This is a genomic window from Microbacterium sp. LWH12-1.2, assembly GCF_040675825.1.
Lineage (GTDB): Bacteria > Actinomycetota > Actinomycetes > Actinomycetales > Microbacteriaceae > Microbacterium.
Map to the genome: position 1 here is coordinate 468,643 of NZ_JBEGIJ010000001.1, position 16,183 is coordinate 484,825.

The window sequence follows — 16,183 nt, forward strand, 5'->3', positions numbered from 1 at the left end:
GTAGTCTGGGCGCATGGTCGACTGGTTCTGGAAGCGCAAGGCTCCGCGGCGCACACTGACGCTTCGCAGTCGAGGCGATCAGGGTGATGCGACGAGGGTCGACTTCGCCGAACTCGCCCCTGAACTCAATCGCTTCCTCGGTCAGGCCGCGTACCTGCAGCTCGGCTACTTCGAGACGCTCACGCGACTGATCCGCGCCACCCCGGAGCTCTCCGAGAAGGAAGCGCTGTCGCGAGCGGCCGGCGCGGCCCTCAGCAAGCATCGTGCGATCGTCGATCTGATCGCATCTCGCGGCGACGATCCGACGCAGTTGATGCTGCCGTTCCGTGAGCACCTCGACGCGTTCCGCCGGAAGACGATCGGCGCGCGCCCGCGTGAGACCCTTCTGGCTGTCTACATCACCGCCGGAATGCTCGACGACTTCTATCTCGCGCTCGCCTCCAGCTATGGCGACACCGGTCGCCGGGTGGCTGACATCCTCCGGCAGGATGACGGCCGTCAGGAGATCGTGGCGATCATCCAGCTCACGATCGAGAGCGACGAGGAGTGGCGTTCCCTGCTCTCGATGTGGGCACGCCGACTCGTCGGCGACGCGCTGCTCGTATGCCGCGCGGCCTTGCGTCCCGAACGCCTCGCGATGGACGAGGAACGCGTCGAGCCGGTCTACACCGAGCTCATGGGAGCGCACGCCCGTCGGATGGATGCGATGGGACTCGCGTCCTAGCGGATCTCCGCCGTCCGGGGAGTGGTCGCATCGGCGCGCTGCATCCGTTCCAGCTGCCTTGTCAGCCTCCACGCGATGATCAGCGGGATCGCACCGATCACGCCGAACGACATGTCGATCAGCTGCCAGCCGAGCGGAATTCCACGGATGCCGCCGGCGATGAGCGCGAGCGGGATGATCCCGACGCAGGCGATCACCCCGAACTGCGTCACCCAGATGTTTCGCACCGGATCGATCAAGGGCCCCACGAACACCACGGCGAGTACGAGGTGCGCGAAGGCGAGCCAATCCGTGCCGTAGGCGATGAACGGGTAGCGGGTGTCGACGTCAGCCAGGGCATCCGCGACCCGATCGACCCAGGCGACCGCATCCGGGAACCAGCCCACGGCGGGGGAGTCGTGCAGGACGTCGCTGGCGAATGCCAGTTCGATCCGGAGCGGGAACGCGGTGATTCCGCTGAGAATCAGCCCGATGATGAGGATCCAGATGCAGACGCGGATCCAGAACAGCGTGCGGGCCGCGCTCGGCTCCGAATCGCTCGACGACATCGCGTTCAGATTCCCAGCGCGGCCTTCGTCTCGGCATCCCTGCGACGACGGATCGCGACGATCGCGAGGGTCGCGATGACGGCGATCAGAACGGAGCCGATGATGCTCGCGAGCCACAGCCAGATGCTGTCCTGGCCGACGCCCGCCCACTGCATGGCCGTGTAGATGACCCCGGCCGCCACGGTCGCGATCGCCGGGGTGAGGGCGACGCCGCGCAATTCACGGCCACTGACCAGGAAATGCGCACCGATGCCGAGCGCGCACGCGGCGACGAGTGCGAGAAGGATGTACATCGTGGGGTCAGGCGACGAAGCCGACGCGGCGTGATTCCTCGGTGCCCAGTTCGATGTAGGCGAGGTTCGCGGTCGGGACCAGGTAGGAGTTGCCCTTCACATCGGCGAAGTTCAGGTGCGTCGTACCCTGCTCGAGAGCAGTGGCGACCTGGGTGCGGACCTCGTCGGCGGAGGCTCCGGTGTCGAAGCTCAGCTCGCGGCCGGTGTTGATGATGCCGATGCGGATTTCCACGCGTGCTCCTCGCGATTCAGTGACGACGTTCTCGTCGGGGACTGCGCCCAACTCTACCCCGGTGGTGTCGGCGCGGATCGGTCGTCGCTGCTGGTTTCGCCCTGAGCGCACAGGGCGACGGGCCGCGGCGGGGAGTGATGTCCGCGCACCCCGCTAGCGTGGAGAACATGACCCCGGATGCTGCGCAGCGAGCCGTCGTCGGCGCCCCTGCGACCGCATCCGGCGTGATCATCGGAGCACCGGGAACGGGAAAGACGCGCACTCTCACCGACCGTGTCGTGCATCTGCTCGGCTCCGGAATCCGGCCTGCCGAGGTGCTGGTGCTGACGCCCAACCGGAAGGCGGCGACGATGCTGCGCGATCGCATCGGCGTGCGCATCGACCAGGCGACTCCCGGGCCGCTGGCCCGATCCCTCGGCTCCTTCGCCTTCCAGCTGGTGCGCGGTGCGATGGTGCAGCAGGGCGACGAGTCTCCGGCGCTGCTCACCGGGGCCGATCAGGACCGCATCATCGCCGAGCTCCTCGCCGGTCACGAGAGTGATGAAGAGGATGGTGTCGAGCGCTGGCCGGCACAGCTCAGCGCCATGGTCCGCTCCTCGAAGGACTTCCGTTCGGAGCTGCGCGCGTTCATCGCCGAGTGCGCCGAGCTCGGGGTGTCGCCGGCAGAGCTGCGGGCATCCGACCGCGACGCCTGGCGCGCCGTCGCGGCCTTCCTCATCGAGTACCGCGGCGTGCTCGACCAGTTCCGCTCCGCGCATCGTGATGCCGCTGATCTGCTCAGCGAGGCCGCCGTTCTGCTGCGCACGGCCGACACGGCGTCGCTCGGAGCCCTCGGTGAACTGCGAGCGGTGCTCATCGACGACGCCCAGGAGCTCACCTCCGGCGGCATCGCGATCGTGCAGGCCCTGCGCGATCGCGGGATCGCGGTGCTCGCCTTCGGAGATCCCGACATCTCGTCCGGTGCGTTCCGCGGCGCGAGCCCCGAGCTGTTCGCCCGACTGGCCGCCGTGCTCGGCGACGTGTTCGTCCTCGACGAGCCGCACCGGCAGACACCCGCTCTCACCGATCTGACCCGCCGGGTGACCCAGGCGATCGGAGTCGCCGGCCGGGTCGAGCACCGGCGAGCCCCGGCGCCGCGCGACGAGCAGGCGCAGGACGCCGGCATCACGACCTTCCTCGCCCCGTCGCCCCACGAGGAGATCGACCGCATCGCGGCCGTCCTGCGTGAGTGGCACCTCGAGCAGGGCATCGCGTGGGACCGGATGGCGGTGCTGGCGCACGACACCCGGCAGGTGGTGAACTTCGACGTCGAGCTGGCTGCGCGAGAGGTGCCGACTCGCTCCGCGGGTGTGCAGCGACCGCTGGGCAGCGAGCAGGTCGTGCGCGACATCCTCGGCATCGTCCGCCTCGCCATGACGCGCGTGGCCGACCGCGAGGCGGATGCTCTTGCCGAGGCGCTGCGCACGCCCTTCGGCGGCCTCGACGGCGTCGGACTCCGCAGGCTCCGGGCCGGCCTCCGGCATCGTGAGCTGGAGAACGGGGGCTCGGCACCCGCGCGCGAGCTGCTCCGGGTGGCGCTGGCAGAGCCGGCGACTCTCGACCTGCTCGACACGCCTGAGGCACGGACGGCAGCGCGATTCGGCTCGCTGCTGCAGAAGGTCTCCGATGCGGCAGCGACGGGGGAGACCATCCACGAGCTGCTCTGGCGGGTGTGGGATGCGGCCAGAGCTCCGGGCGGGCGTCGTCTCGACGAGGCCTGGCGCGAGGCGTCGGAGGCGCCGGGAGGCGCAGAGGCCGGACGTCGACTCGATGCGCTCGTCGCCCTGTTCGACGCCGCCAAGCGCTCGGTGGAGCGCGTGCAGGAGGGGGGACCGGCTCGCTTCATCTCCGACATCATCGACAGCGAGGTGCCCGAAGACACGCTCTCGTCTCCTGAACGCCCGGGAACGGTGACGCTGCTGACCCCGGCCACGGCTCTCGGCACCGAGTTCGACGCCGTCGTCATCGCGGGGGTTCAGGACGGCGTCTGGCCCAATGTCCGGCTGCGCGGCGGGATGCTCGACACCTGGCGCCTCGCCGACACGATCACGGCGGCCCGGAACGGCCATCCGCTGGACGAGCCGGACACCCAGGGCCGCCGTCGCACGGTGCTGCACGACGAGCTGCGCCTGTTCGTGCGCGCACTGTCCAGAGCCCGCCGGCTGCTGCTCGTCACCGCCGTCGACGACGACGATTCGTCGCCGAGCGCCCTATTCGGCTTCCTTCCGGAACCGCGCCCCGACGCCGGTGATCGTCTGGCACATCCGCTCACGCTGCGCGGCCTCGTCGCGCGGCACCGTCGCACGCTCACCAGTTCCGATGACGCGCATGCCCGTGCCGAGGCCGCCGGTCAACTGCGTTTGCTCGCCGAGGCGGGCGTGCCCGGTGCCGACCCGTCCACCTGGTACGGGATGCGCGAGCCGTCCAGCACCGCGCCGCTGCGCGATCTCGACAACGCCGGCGTCCGCGTCTCCCCGTCGCGCCTCGAGGCCTTCGAGGAGTGCGGCCTCGGCTGGGTGGTGTCAGCGCTCGGCGGCGACACGGTGGTGGCGCCCTCGGCGGGAATCGGTACGATCCTGCATGCCGCGATGGAGCGCGTCCCCGAGGGCGGGATCGAGCAGCTGCGCGAGATCGTCGCCGAGCGATGGCCCGAGCTCGACTTCGAGACCGCCTGGATCGGGCGCAAGGAACGGCGCCGAGCCGACCTCTACGTCGACCGGATGCAGGCGTACTTGAGCGAGGTGTCCCGTGACGGCGGGCGTGTCGTCGGATCGGAGGCGGAGTTCCGTTTCGCCGTCGGGCTGTCCGACGACCTCGACGAGGTCACGGTCGAGCCTGTGGAGGGCACGGCTCCCGCGGGGCGGGCGCTGGTGAGCGGCGTGATCGACCGCATCGAGGTCTACGCCTCGGGCGCCGGCGAGCACCGACCTGCGCGGGGCCAACGCTGGACCGAGATGGCGCAGGGCGCCGGAGGCGAGCGCGTCGTCGTGGTCGACCTGAAGAGCGGGAAGTACGAGCCGGACACCGAGTCGGCGGTGCTCGAGCACGCGCAGCTCGCCGCCTACCAGGTGGCGGTGCAGGAGGGGCTGGTCGACGGCGCGAACGCCGACGCCCTGGTCGGGGCGCGTCTGGTGATCGTGTCGAAGACAGTCGGGAAGAGCGATTATCGGGTGGCGCATCAGCACACGCTCGGCGACGAGCAGCGCACGGCTTTCCTGCACCGGGTCGCGGACGCGGGCAGAGGGATGGCGGCGAGCAGCTTCACCGCCCAGGTGCAGGCGCACTGCGAGGATACGCAGGTGTACGTCAAACCGTGCCGCATCCACACCGTCGAGGCGGTGAGCTCGTGACGGCATGGACGGGCGAACTGGCGCTCACGGCCATCGACATCGCCGCCGCTCTCGGCCAGCCGCCGCCCACGGCCGCACAGCAGCGCGTCATCGAGGCGCCGCCCGGACCTGCCCTGGTGGTCGCCGGTGCCGGATCGGGCAAGACGGAGACGATGTCGGGGCGGGTGGTCTGGCTCGTCGCGAACGGCCATGTCCGCCGCGACGAGGTCCTCGGGCTGACCTTCACCCGCAAAGCGGCCGGTGAGCTCGCCGAGCGCATCGGTGCGCGGCTCGCACTGGTCGACGAGTACGGGCGACGCGGTCTGTTTCCGCACCTCACCGAGATCGTGCGCAGCGGAGCGCTGGAGCGGGTCGAAGCGGCATCCGCCGGTCGTCAGCGCGAGCTGGTGCGCTCGACGGTGCTCGACGAGCTCTCCCTGCGCTTCGGTACGGGCTGGGACCCGTCGGCTCCGCGCCCGGCGGAGGAGATCATGATCCGTCCGCGGGTGTCGACGTACAACGCGTTCGCCGACTCGCTGGTGCGTGAGCACGCGGCGCGGATCGGCCGCGACCCGGATGCCGCGATGCTCAGCCAGTCTGCGTCGTGGCTTCTCGCCCGCACCGTCGTGCATCGTTCGCAGGATCCCGACCTCGAGGAGATCGAGCGATCGCCGTCGGGGGTGATCGATGCGGTGCAGCGTCTCGCCGGCGACGCCCTCGATCATCGAGCCCCCATCGCGGACATCGAGAGGATCGCCGGCGCGCAGGCGGAGGCTTTCGGGCCGTACCGGGAACGCGCGATCGTGGAGACGGCGGCGTCGAACCTCGAGAACATGCCGGTCCTCACCCGGCTCGTCTCCGAGTACGTCGCCGAGAAGTCCCGTCGTGGCGTGCTCGACTTCGCCGACCAGGTCAGCGGCGCCTTCGACATCGTGGAGGGCTCGGCCGATGTGCGCGAGGCACTGCGGGAGCAGTACCGGGTGGTGCTGCTCGACGAGTACCAGGACACCTCCGTCATCCAGACCCGGTTCCTCGCTGCGCTGTTCCACGACACCGCGGTGATGGCCGTCGGCGACCCGCACCAGTCGATCTACGGATGGCGTGGCGCGAGTGCCGACAACCTCTACGCGTTCGGCCGCGAGTTCGCCCGTACGCAACCGGCGGCGAACTACAGCCTGATGACGAGCTGGCGCAACGACCGCACCATCCTCGATGTCGCCAACCGCGTGCTGCTGCCGCTGCAGCGCGCCGAGCTCAGTGTGCCCGAGCTGGAGCCACGGCCGGGAGCGGGCGAGGGCGCTGTCGACGTGCGATTCGCGCTCACCGTCGAGGATGAGGCCGACGACGTCGCGGCGTGGTTCGCCGATCGTCGTGACATGGCGGCGGGAGCATCGAGCGGCGCCGTCCTTTTCCGGTCAAAGAAGCACATGCAGACCTTCGCCTCGGCCCTCGGCCGGAGGGGCATCCCGCATCGCATCCTCGGACTGGGCGGGCTGCTGTCGACGCCCGAGGTCGTCGACGTCGTCTCGGCGCTGCGGGTGATCCACGATCCGACGGCAGGATCCGCGCTGATCCGCCTGCTCGTCGGCCCTCGCTTCGCGGTCGGCGTCGCCGATATGGCAGCGCTGTACGACCTCGCGATGACCCTCGCCAAACGAGACGGATCGCTCACCCCGCTCCCGGACGAGGTGCAGACGCGGCTGCGCTCCTCGCAGGGTGCGGACGAAGCTGTTTCGATCGTCGACGCCGTCGACTTCGTGCGCGGCATCGACGACGGCTACCGGATGCTCGAGGCGATCACCCCGACGGGGCGTGCGCGTCTGCGCGAGGCCGGCGAGATGCTCGAGCGGCTGCGCCGTGCCTCCACGCAGCCCATCCCCGAGCTGATCCGCCTGATCGAGACCGAGCTGCGCCTCGACATCGAACTCGCGACGAACGAGACCAGGGGCCCGGCGCGTACGGCGTCGACACAGCTGCGCGCGTTCACGGACGAGGTGCGCGCCTTCCTCACGGCCGACGAACGCGGAACGATCGGGAACCTGCTCGCGTGGCTCGACAAGGCCGAGCGCACCGACGAGCTGATGCCGCGGACGGAGCCGCCGGAGCCCGGGGTCGTGCAGTTGCTCACCATCCACGGGTCGAAGGGGCTGGAGTGGGACGCCGTGGCGGTGGTGCGCCTGGTCGACGATGAGCTGCCAGGCACACCGAAGGAGACCGCCGGCTGGTTCGGATTCGGGATGCTTCCGTTCGCGCTCCGCGGCGATCGCACTGCCCTGCCGGTGTTCTCCTGGGATCCGGTCGCGGAGATGGCTGCGGCCGGCGACGATCCGAAGAAGCGCCACAAGGCCGCTCTGGATGCCCTGGGCAGCGGCCGGACCAAGGCCTACCCTGCCGGAGGCGCGCTGGAGCGGTTCAAGTCCGAGTACCGCGACTACCAGCAGCAGGAGGAACGACGACTGGCCTACGTGGCCTTCACCAGAGCCCGTACCCACCTGCTGCTCAGCGGTGCGCATTGGGCAGGGCAGAAGAAGCCGCGCACGCCCAGTCCCTACCTCCTGGAGGCGATCGAGATCCTCGGTCTCGACGCCATCGACGGCGTCGACCCGGATGAGAACCCCTATGAGGGCGCATCGCGCACCGCCGCGTGGCCCCGTGACCCGCTCGGCGGACGCCGAGGCGTCGTTTCGCGTGCGGCCGAGGAGGTGCGTGCCGCGATGACGTCCACCGCATCGCCGCAGGCGACACGAGAACTCGATCGGCTCCTCGCGGAGCGCGCCGAGCGCCAGCGCGGCGCGATCGCCCACGTGCCGACCAGGGTTCCGGCGTCGCGATTCAAGGACTACATCGGCGACTTCGCCGGGACCGCCCGCACGATCGCCCGCCCGATGCCGGAGCGCCCGTACACGCAGACCCGGATCGGGACCCTGTTCCACTCCTGGGTGGAGCACCGCTCCGGCCTGGTCGGCGCCGATTCCTCGCTCGATGACGGACTGTGGGAGATCGACGACGACGAGGCCCAGCTCGACGACGTCGCCAGGGCCGACGAAGCTGCCCTGGCCCGATTGCGCGACACCTTCGAACGCAGCGAATGGGGTGCGCTCAAGCCGATCGCCGTCGAGATCGAGATCGACTTCGCCCTCGGAGCGGGGCTGTCGTCGGGCGCTGACTCCGACGAGTCAGGGCACATCGTCATCTGCAAGCTCGACGCCGTCTATCGGCGGGACGACCGTGGAGGTCGGATCGAGATCGTGGACTGGAAGACGGGTAAGGCACCGCGCACCGCTGAGGAACGCGAGGAGCGGATGCTCCAGCTCGCCCTCTATCGCCTGGCCTACCACCGCCGATTCGGGGTGCCGCTGGAGGAGATCGACGTCGCGCTGTACTACGTGGCCGACGACCTCGTCATCCGAGGAGAGCGGATCTACTCGGAGGCGGAACTCTTCCAGCGCTGGAGCGCCGCCCGCGCTGCGCGTTGAGCCTCGTCTGAGTCTCCCGCCGCAGCGCTGCGGTCATCGTCGACCCCCTGATCGGACGCGTTCGCCGTCTGCTCGACGTCTTCCAGCGGAAAGAGCCCCGACTCGACGATGCCGGAGAGATCTTCGGTCTCCACGTTCGTCATCGCGGCGCGGCGGTCCACCGATGCATCGGGCTCGTCATCGCGGGCGTGCGACGCCCGGTCGAGCGAGGGGACGGATCCCGTCGCATCCGCGTCGTGCCACAGGTCGTCGGGATTGTAGGCGTCGGTCTGCATGGAGGTGTCGACCGCGACAGCAGCTGAGGCCGGCACGCGATCCAGCGCGTCGAGGGCCGAGTCGACGCCCTCGCTCCGCGCTGCGATCACATTCCTGTCGTCGTCACGAAGCCCGGCGGCGAGAGCCTCCAGGAGAGCGGCCGCGTCGTCGACGATATCTGTGCGGCGCAGCGAGTCCCCGTGCACCAACCACCGGGCGAACTCCAGTTCGGCGAGCAGTCGGGCACGCACCTCGAGTGCGGCATCCGGCACCCGCCCCGCCGCCCGCGCATACGAGGCATGGACATCGGGCGCCGCATCCGGTGCGGCCGACAGCCAGGCGAGATCGACGGCAGGGTCGCCGACCGACAGGCCGTGCCAGCCGACCAGGCCGATGACCTGCGGCCCGAGTTCCGGGTCGTCATCGAACAGGAAGGAGGTCGCCTGCACGCCGCCCAGCACGACCGTGGCCTCGAAACGCCAGAGGTCGTCATCGGCGACGGCCTCACGCCAGCGCACGGTGAGCCGCGCGGGAACCCGGCCGGTCGCGGCCGCGGTGTCCACCAGCCGACGCACCTCGTCGCGGCCCTCCTGGGCGGAACGCGTGGAGAGACCGGCGCCGCGGACGACGGAGATCGGCATCCCGTGCACCGCGGCGATCGCGGCGCCCATCGACTCGGCAGCACCTGGTCCTGCCGGAACCAGGGGCGCCTCGATCTGGAAGCCCGGAAGCAGTTCGGTGACGAGCGCCCGGCCATCGCCGAGGCGCGTCTCGCCGATGTACTCCGGCGCGCGGAAGGGCAGCATGGCGCGTGCGCCCGCGGTGAGCGCGCGCAAGGCCAGCGCTTCGGCGGCGAGTTCGCGCGCCGTTTCATCGTCGTCCGCCACGCGGATCGCGAGTTCGCGGCGGTCGGCGAGGGTGACGACGGCCGAGTCGAAACGGGCGTCACCGTCGGCGGTCAGCGGGCGCGCGCCCGTCACGTCCGCCCCGGGCAACGCGGCCGTCACCGCCGCGGCTAGAGTGAAAGGAGAGCGTGCCATGCCCCCAGGGTAGGTCGGTGCAGGGGCGGTCCCGCCCTCGCCACGCCCGTGAGAGAGGGAGTCGATGACCATCAAGCGTCCAACTCTCGACCGCGCGGCCGAACTCCGCACCGAGGTGGGCGTCGTCGATCGCTTCCGTGAGGATGCGACAACGCGAGTCGTCATGGTGCGCAACGGCCGGGTTCGAGTGGACCTGGCGGCTGTTCCGGACGAGCCCCGCGCGCCGGTCGGGGAGCGAGACGAAACGCATCGAACCGGCGCCGAAACCCCGGCGATCGCCCTCATCATGGTCGCGCCGACGGAGGTCGGCGACGCCACCTGGGCCCTGCTCGGGCGCGATGCTGCGGGCGCGGCGATCCTGCTCGCGGCGGTCGCAGACGCCGCCGAGGCCATCGACGCCGCTCCCGAAGAGACGTGGTTGGGGCTCCGCGACGTCGGAGCACGCCTCGGTGCGCTCGATGCCGAGCTTCTCGTCGAAGCGATCGCGCTCGCCGTCTGGCTGCGCGATGCGCCGTTCTGCGCCGTGTGCGGCGGCGGCACGGAAGTGCGCCAGGCCGGTTGGTCGCGGCGCTGCCTCTCCTGCGGTCGTGAACATTTCCCGCGCACCGATCCGGCGGTCATCGTCGCCGTGGAGAGCGTCGACGGTCAACGGCTGCTGCTCGGAGCGAACGCGAACTGGGGAGGCCGGATGTACTCCTGCTTCGCCGGTTTCGCCGAGGCCGGTGAATCCCTGGAGCAGGTCGTGCACCGGGAGATCGAAGAAGAGGCAGGCGTGCGCCTCACCGCGATCCGCTACATCTCATCGCAACCGTGGCCGTACCCGCGCTCGCTGATGATCGGCTTCCGCGCGGTCGTCGAGGACGAGTCCGCGGCCCGCGCAGACGGCGAAGAGATCATCGACGTCCGCTGGTTCACGCGTGCCGAGATCGGCACCGCTCTCGACGGCGAAGGGCCCGTCGGTCTTCCCGGATCCGCCTCGATCGCCAGGGCGCTGATCCGCGACTGGTACGAGGATCGAGCATGAGCGCACCGGACACCGTCGGGGGAGCGTTGGCGGCTCTCGACGACCGCCAGCGCGAGGCCGCCTCCGTGCTGCGCGGGCCCGTCGCCGTGCTCGCCGGTGCCGGAACAGGCAAGACCCGCGTGATCACGCACCGGATCGCGCACGGCGTCGACACCGGTACCTACTCGCCCTCCCGGGTGATGGCCGTCACATTCACGGCGAAGGCCGCCGGAGAGTTGCGCGGCAGGTTGCGCGCTCTCGGCGTCGAAGGGGTCGCCGCCCGCACGTTCCACGCCGCAGCGCTCGCACAGCTGAACTTCTTCTGGCCGACGCTGGCGGGCTCACCCGCCCCCTCGATCATCGACAACAAGGTGCGTCTGCTCGGACAGGCGGCCGACGGTCTTCGGATGAGGCCGAACACCGCCACCCTCAGGGACATCGCCTCCGCGATCGAGTGGCGCAAGGTCTCGATGCTGTCCATCGACCAGCACGCGGCTCTCGGCCGCACGGTGAACGGCGTGGACGCCACGCAGCTGTCCGAACTGCAGCGCGCATACGAGGCGTTGAAGGATGAGCGACGTCAGCTCGACTTCGAGGATGTGCTCCTGGCGTGCGCGGGGATGCTGGAGGCGGAGCCGCGGGTCGCCGCATCCGTCCACGAGCAGTACCGCCACTTCACCATCGACGAGTACCAGGACGTCTCGCCGCTGCAGAACCGGCTGCTGGAGCTGTGGCTGGGCGACCGACGCGACCTCTGCGTCGTCGGCGACGCGAGCCAGACGATCTACTCCTTCGCCGGTGCCGAACAGCGCTTCCTCCTGGAGTTCGAGCGTCGCTACCCCGATGCCACCGTGGTGCGCCTGGAGACCAACTACCGCTCCCAGCCACCGATCCTCACCGCGGCGAACGCGCTGATGCGAGGCCGACCAGGAGCCTTGGAGCTTGTTCCGGCGCGCGATTCGTTCACCGCCGACACTCCGACGGTCACGGCCTACGACACTGAGACGGAGGAGGCCGCCGGGGTCGCCGCAGCCGTCACCGCACGCATCGCTGCGGGTGCATCGCCGGCCGACATCGCCGTGCTCTACCGGGCGCACGCCCAGTCCGCAGCCCTGCAGCAGGCGCTCGGGGCGGCGGGTATTCCGACCACTGTGCTCGGCGGAACCCGGTTCTTCGCCATGCCGGAGGTGCGGCAGGCCATTCTCGCGCTCCGTGGCGCCGCGGTCGCGCCGACTGAGCGGGATTTCCTCGGGAACGTGGAGAAAGTACTCCGCGAGCTTGGCCTGACCGAGGAGCCGCCCGAGGCCGGCGGTGCTCAGCGGGACGGCTGGGAGGCGCGGCGGGCGATTCTTCGGCTCGCGGAGGAAGCGGGCTCCGACGCCACGCTGCGCTCGTTCAGCGACGCGCTCATGGCGCGGGCGAAGGACCAGCACGAGCCGACCATGCGCACGGTGACGCTGTCGACGCTGCATGCTGCGAAGGGTCTGGAGTGGCCGCACGTGCATCTGGCAGGGTGGGCCGAAGGCGCGTTGCCGATCTCGTACGCGACGACATTCGAGGCCGTGGACGAGGAACGTCGTCTCGCGTATGTCGGCGTCACGCGGGCTGCGCGAACGCTGTCGCTGTCGTGGTCGCGCGCGGCAGGACGAGGGGAGCGGGCACCGTCGCGCTTTCTCGCTGAGATGGGAACGACTGCTCGCGGCACCGGCATTCTGCGTGAAACGTCACCGAGCGCCACGCGCGGGCGCCGTCTGCAGTGAGCTGAGCGATCGCTGATGCGTCGCTCTCCGGTGCCGACAGGATGCGGGCGGCGAGGGCAGCGGCCTCTGCCACGTGCACGGCCGCGATGGGGCCGGAATGGCGAGCGATCAGCTGGGCATGCAGCCGAGGCCATGCCGGGTCGCGATCGCGCTCATGTCCGTCGCGGCAGGAGAGGCACGGGGTGATCCCGGGGACGACGAGCGGGCCGACCGTGACACGTCCGGTTTCGAAGGCCACCGGGAGGTGTGGGATGTCTCTGCTGAGGTACGGGGCGAGCTGAAGGGCCGCCGCCGCGCCCTGCACGAGGATCACGCCGATGGCATCTGGATCCGTGCGTGCGCCCGAGGAGAGTCCCTCGTCGGCGAGAGCGTCCCGCATCCGGTACTCGCAACGCGCGTCTGTGATGTTGACACCCTCCACCCAGACCGCGGGCGGCGGAGGCGGGTCGTCGACGAGCAACGGCTGGAGACGTCGCAGCAGCATCCGCGCCTCATCGCGAGGCGCCCCGGACGCGTGAGCGATGACGTCGAAGCCTCGGCGCTGGAAGCCGGCGCACATCCGGACCAGCAGGGCCTCGACCCAGACGCCGACGACCTCGATGCGCACACTTCCGTCGACGCCGAGCTGCAGCGTCTGCTCGTCGCGCCAGAGCAGGGGAGCGGCCGGGTCGAGCCGGGTGATCGTCTTGGACGAGAGCGGAGACATGCCCCGATTCTCACGACTACCGAGAGCGCGCGGGGCACTCGAAGGCTATCCGTGGACAACTTCCGGATATCTCCCGTTGGGGAGGAGGAGTGGATGCTCCGCTCAGACCGGTCGGTCGCCCCCGGTGCCGTGTTCGTCTTCCGGCGCGTCCGTGTCCGCGTCGCCATCCGGCGCGTCCGAGTGCGGTCCGCTGTCCGATACCGGCTCCGCTTCCGTGCCCCCGGTGAAGTCATCGCCGTCCAGGAGGCGCGCGAGCGCTTCATCGAACTCGTCGGCCACCGGTTCGTCGCCGCGGGCGACCGCCTGCAGGCGGGCCACCAGCGCGCTGGGATCGTCGATGTCCTCGGCCGTCGGCATGAGGTCGGGGTAGTCCCACAGCGCGTCGCGGGCGGCCGTTCCGACGGCGTCCGTCACCGCCTGCCACATGGCGACGGCTTCGCGCATCCGTCGGGGGCGCAGCTTCAACCCGACCAGCGCGCCGAGGGCATCCTCGGCCGGCCCGCCGACAGCACGACGGCGACGAGCAGCCTCGGCGAGGCGTGCGCCGTCGGGCAGCCGCGAGGTGGCCTGAGCGGTGACCACGTCGACCCATCCGTCGATCGTCGCGACGAGGTTCTCGAGCCTGGTCAGAGCCTCGCGCTGCGCCTCGGTCTGCGTCGGAAGAAGTGCGCCGCCCTCGATGGCGGCTCGCAGCTCCTCGGGGTTCGACGGGTCGAGTCGACTAGCGACGTCCTCCAGGGCATCGACGTCGACGGTGACCCCGCGGGCGAAGTCGGTGATCTGGGCCATCACGTGCAGGTGCAGCCACTTGGCGTGGCGATACAGACGGGCGTGGGCGAGTTCGCGCGTTGCGAGGTACAGCGCGATCTGGTCCTCGGGGATCTCGAGTCCTTCGCCGAACGCGGTGAGGTTCTGCGGGATCACCGCGGCGGTACCGGCCGGCAGCACCGGAATGCCGACGTCGCCGCCGGAGACCACCTCGAGCGACAGGTTGCCGAGCACCTGACCGAACTGGGCGGCGAACACCGAGCCGCCGAGTCCGCGCATGAGCTTGCCCGCCCCCTGCACGAGTCCGCGCATCTCCTCGGGGACCTGCGTGTCGAGCGCGCTGGTGAGGGCGTCGGCGATGCTCGTCGACACCGGGTCGGCGATCTCCTTCCACACAGGCAGGGTCGCCTCCACCCATTCGCCGCGGGTCATCGCCTTCGGTGCTTCGGCGAGCTCCGAGATCGTCGTCGCCTCGCTGAGCCACAGGTTCGCCAAGGTGAACGCGTCGACGAGCGAGCCGCGGGAGCCGTCGGTGATGCTCTGGCCGTCGCGGTTCGCGATGTGCAGCGCCTGCCGCAGCGCGTTCTCCCATGCGTCTCCGCCGAAGGCGCCCTGCAGCTGCGACATGATCGTCGACATCATCGCCGGGTCGAGCTGCAGGCCCTCCATGCCGGCGAGGGCGCCCTGCAGCGCCTCCGGGTCGATGTCGCCGGCGCCCTGGCCGGACAGCATCCGTCGCAGGAACTCCTGGAAGTCTTCAGGGGTGGGGTCGTTGTCTGCCATGTCGCTCGCCCTCTCAGCACGCCGATAGCCGTGGCATCTACGCTAGTTGCAGGTTTCTGCACGTGACCCCGAAGCGGGCAGATCGCTGTACGCCGCCCGCGAACGACGGAGGATCACTGTGGACAGATTCCGGTCTGCCAAGCCCGGACTGGGTGTCTGGGCGCTGATCGTCGCGCTCGTCGCGCTCGTCGTGCTGACCTTCCTGCCCACGCCGTACGTGATCCAGCGCCCCGGCCCCGTGTACGACACGCTCGGAACCGCTGCAGGCAAGGACGGCGAGCAGGTTCCGCTGATCCGGATCGAGGGCGCCGAGACCTTCAAGACCGCGGGAACCCTCGACCTCACGACGGTCCAGGTCATCGGCAATCGGGAGCGCACCCCCAGCTGGTTCGAACTGGCGCTGGCGTGGACCGACTCCTCGCGCGCTGTCGTGCCGCTGGACTCGGTGTTTCCCGAAGGCGTCAGCAGTGAGCAGCGCGACGAGCACAACGCGGTGCTGATGGTCGACTCGCAGCATGAGGCGACGGCCGCGGCCCTCGGGGAGCTCGGCTACGACACCGGTGCGCGGGTGCATGTCGTCGAAGCGATCGAGGGCGCGCCGGCGGACGGGCTGCTCGAGGCGGGCGACGTGATCACCGCCATCGGCGGCGAGGCGGTCTCCTCAGCGAAGGTGCTGCGGCAGGCGATTCAGGATGCCGAGGGCGACCCCGTCGAGCTCACGGTGCTCCGCGGCGGTGATGAGCAGACGGTATCGCTCACGCCCGAGAAGCGCACCGAGGGCGACGAGACGACCTGGCTGATCGGGATCTCCCTGAAGACCGAGTACGACTTCCCGTTCGAGGTCGCGATCCAGCTCGACAACGTCGGCGGTCCGAGCGCCGGCATGATGTTCGCGCTCGGCATCATCGACACGCTGACCCCTGGCGAGCTCAACGGGGGAGCGGGCATCGCCGGAACCGGAACCATCGAGGCCGATGGCACGGTGGGGCCGATCGGCGGCATCCGGCAGAAGCTGTACGGCGCGCGGGATGCCGGAGCCGAGTACTTCCTCGCACCAGAGGCGAACTGTGCAGACGTCATCGGCCACGTCCCGGACGGATTGCAGGTCATCCGCACCGCGACTCTCGATGAGTCCCTGGACGCGCTCGAGGTGATCGCAAGCGACGGCGATGTGGAATCGCTTCCCACCTGCGTCGCTCCGTGACCGCGCCGTGATCGGCTTGGGAC

At 70.2% G+C, this 16,183-nt stretch carries 11 protein-coding genes; 6 read left to right on the forward strand and 5 right to left on the reverse strand.

Going from position 1 to position 16,183, the window contains the following annotated elements:
* The first annotated feature begins 13 nt into the window (after positions 1-13).
* Entirely contained in the window at positions 14-724 is a 711-nt protein-coding gene (locus tag MRBLWH12_RS02170; RefSeq protein ID WP_341975345.1) for a ferritin-like fold-containing protein, read from the forward strand.
* Here the strand turns inward: MRBLWH12_RS02170 and MRBLWH12_RS02175 are convergent.
* Genes MRBLWH12_RS02175 through MRBLWH12_RS02185 form a run of 3 tightly spaced genes read right to left on the reverse strand, consistent with a single transcriptional unit; the run spans position 721 to position 1,797 of the window.
* Positions 721-1,272: a hypothetical protein gene (locus tag MRBLWH12_RS02175; RefSeq protein WP_363545594.1), complete on the reverse strand. Its 552-nt coding sequence runs from the start codon at positions 1,270-1,272 to the stop codon at positions 721-723. The genes MRBLWH12_RS02170 and MRBLWH12_RS02175 overlap by 4 nt on opposite strands.
* 5 nt (positions 1,273-1,277) lie before the next feature.
* Complete coding sequence (locus MRBLWH12_RS02180; protein ID WP_363545597.1) at positions 1,278-1,565, reverse strand: hypothetical protein; 288 nt, start codon at positions 1,563-1,565, stop codon at positions 1,278-1,280.
* Between the two features lie 7 nt (positions 1,566-1,572).
* Complete coding sequence (locus tag MRBLWH12_RS02185) at positions 1,573-1,797, reverse strand: DUF3107 domain-containing protein (RefSeq protein WP_363545601.1); 225 nt, start codon at positions 1,795-1,797, stop codon at positions 1,573-1,575.
* Between the two features lie 167 nt (positions 1,798-1,964).
* Here MRBLWH12_RS02185 and MRBLWH12_RS02190 point away from each other — a divergent pair, with 167 nt between their 5' ends.
* Together MRBLWH12_RS02190 and MRBLWH12_RS02195 are read left to right on the forward strand one after the other, a co-directional pair.
* Positions 1,965-5,186 carry an ATP-dependent helicase gene (locus MRBLWH12_RS02190; protein WP_363545604.1) on the forward strand — a complete coding sequence of 1,074 codons (3,222 nt, stop codon included), beginning with the start codon at positions 1,965-1,967 and terminating at the stop codon, positions 5,184-5,186.
* Positions 5,183-8,641, forward strand: a complete 3,459-nt coding sequence (locus MRBLWH12_RS02195; RefSeq protein WP_363545607.1) for an ATP-dependent DNA helicase — start codon at positions 5,183-5,185, stop codon at positions 8,639-8,641. Before MRBLWH12_RS02190 ends, MRBLWH12_RS02195 begins: the two co-directional genes overlap by 4 nt.
* Here MRBLWH12_RS02195 and MRBLWH12_RS02200 read toward each other — a convergent pair.
* Positions 8,587-9,936 (reverse strand): hypothetical protein, encoded by a 1,350-nt coding sequence (locus MRBLWH12_RS02200; protein WP_363545610.1) that lies wholly within the window; start codon positions 9,934-9,936, stop codon positions 8,587-8,589. The genes MRBLWH12_RS02195 and MRBLWH12_RS02200 overlap by 55 nt on opposite strands.
* A 64-nt stretch (positions 9,937-10,000) precedes the next feature.
* On the opposite strand from MRBLWH12_RS02200, the gene nudC reads away from it, so the two are divergent.
* Positions 10,001-10,960 (forward strand): NAD(+) diphosphatase, encoded by a 960-nt coding sequence (nudC, locus tag MRBLWH12_RS02205; protein ID WP_363545613.1) that lies wholly within the window; start codon positions 10,001-10,003, stop codon positions 10,958-10,960.
* Entirely contained in the window at positions 10,957-12,699 is a 1,743-nt protein-coding gene (locus tag MRBLWH12_RS02210; protein WP_363545616.1) for an ATP-dependent helicase, read from the forward strand. Before nudC ends, MRBLWH12_RS02210 begins: the two co-directional genes overlap by 4 nt.
* Before the next feature lie 808 nt (positions 12,700-13,507).
* On the opposite strand, the gene MRBLWH12_RS02215 is transcribed toward MRBLWH12_RS02210, so the two are convergent.
* The gene (locus tag MRBLWH12_RS02215; RefSeq protein ID WP_363545619.1) at positions 13,508-14,956 is read right to left on the reverse strand and encodes a zinc-dependent metalloprotease; all 1,449 of its coding nucleotides are present in this window, start codon (positions 14,954-14,956) and stop codon (positions 13,508-13,510) included.
* Positions 14,957-15,074: 118 nt separating this feature from the next.
* Here MRBLWH12_RS02215 and MRBLWH12_RS02220 point away from each other — a divergent pair, with 118 nt between their 5' ends.
* Positions 15,075-16,160 (forward strand): YlbL family protein, encoded by a 1,086-nt coding sequence (locus MRBLWH12_RS02220; RefSeq protein ID WP_363545621.1) that lies wholly within the window; start codon positions 15,075-15,077, stop codon positions 16,158-16,160.
* Positions 16,161-16,183: the final 23 nt, after the last annotated feature.

Coding starts and splice junctions, on each gene's coding strand:
- MRBLWH12_RS02175 (WP_363545594.1), bottom strand. CDS start 1,272: ATGTCGTCGAGCGATTCGGAGCCGAGCGCGGCCCGCACGCTGTTCTGG.
- MRBLWH12_RS02200 (WP_363545610.1), bottom strand. CDS start 9,936: ATGGCACGCTCTCCTTTCACTCTAGCCGCGGCGGTGACGGCCGCGTTG.
- MRBLWH12_RS02215 (WP_363545619.1), bottom strand. CDS start 14,956: ATGGCAGACAACGACCCCACCCCTGAAGACTTCCAGGAGTTCCTGCGA.
- MRBLWH12_RS02190 (WP_363545604.1), top strand. CDS start 1,965: ATGACCCCGGATGCTGCGCAGCGAGCCGTCGTCGGCGCCCCTGCGACC.
- MRBLWH12_RS02170 (WP_341975345.1), top strand. CDS start 14: ATGGTCGACTGGTTCTGGAAGCGCAAGGCTCCGCGGCGCACACTGACG.
- MRBLWH12_RS02180 (WP_363545597.1), bottom strand. CDS start 1,565: ATGTACATCCTTCTCGCACTCGTCGCCGCGTGCGCGCTCGGCATCGGT.
- nudC (WP_363545613.1), top strand. CDS start 10,001: ATGACCATCAAGCGTCCAACTCTCGACCGCGCGGCCGAACTCCGCACC.
- MRBLWH12_RS02210 (WP_363545616.1), top strand. CDS start 10,957: ATGAGCGCACCGGACACCGTCGGGGGAGCGTTGGCGGCTCTCGACGAC.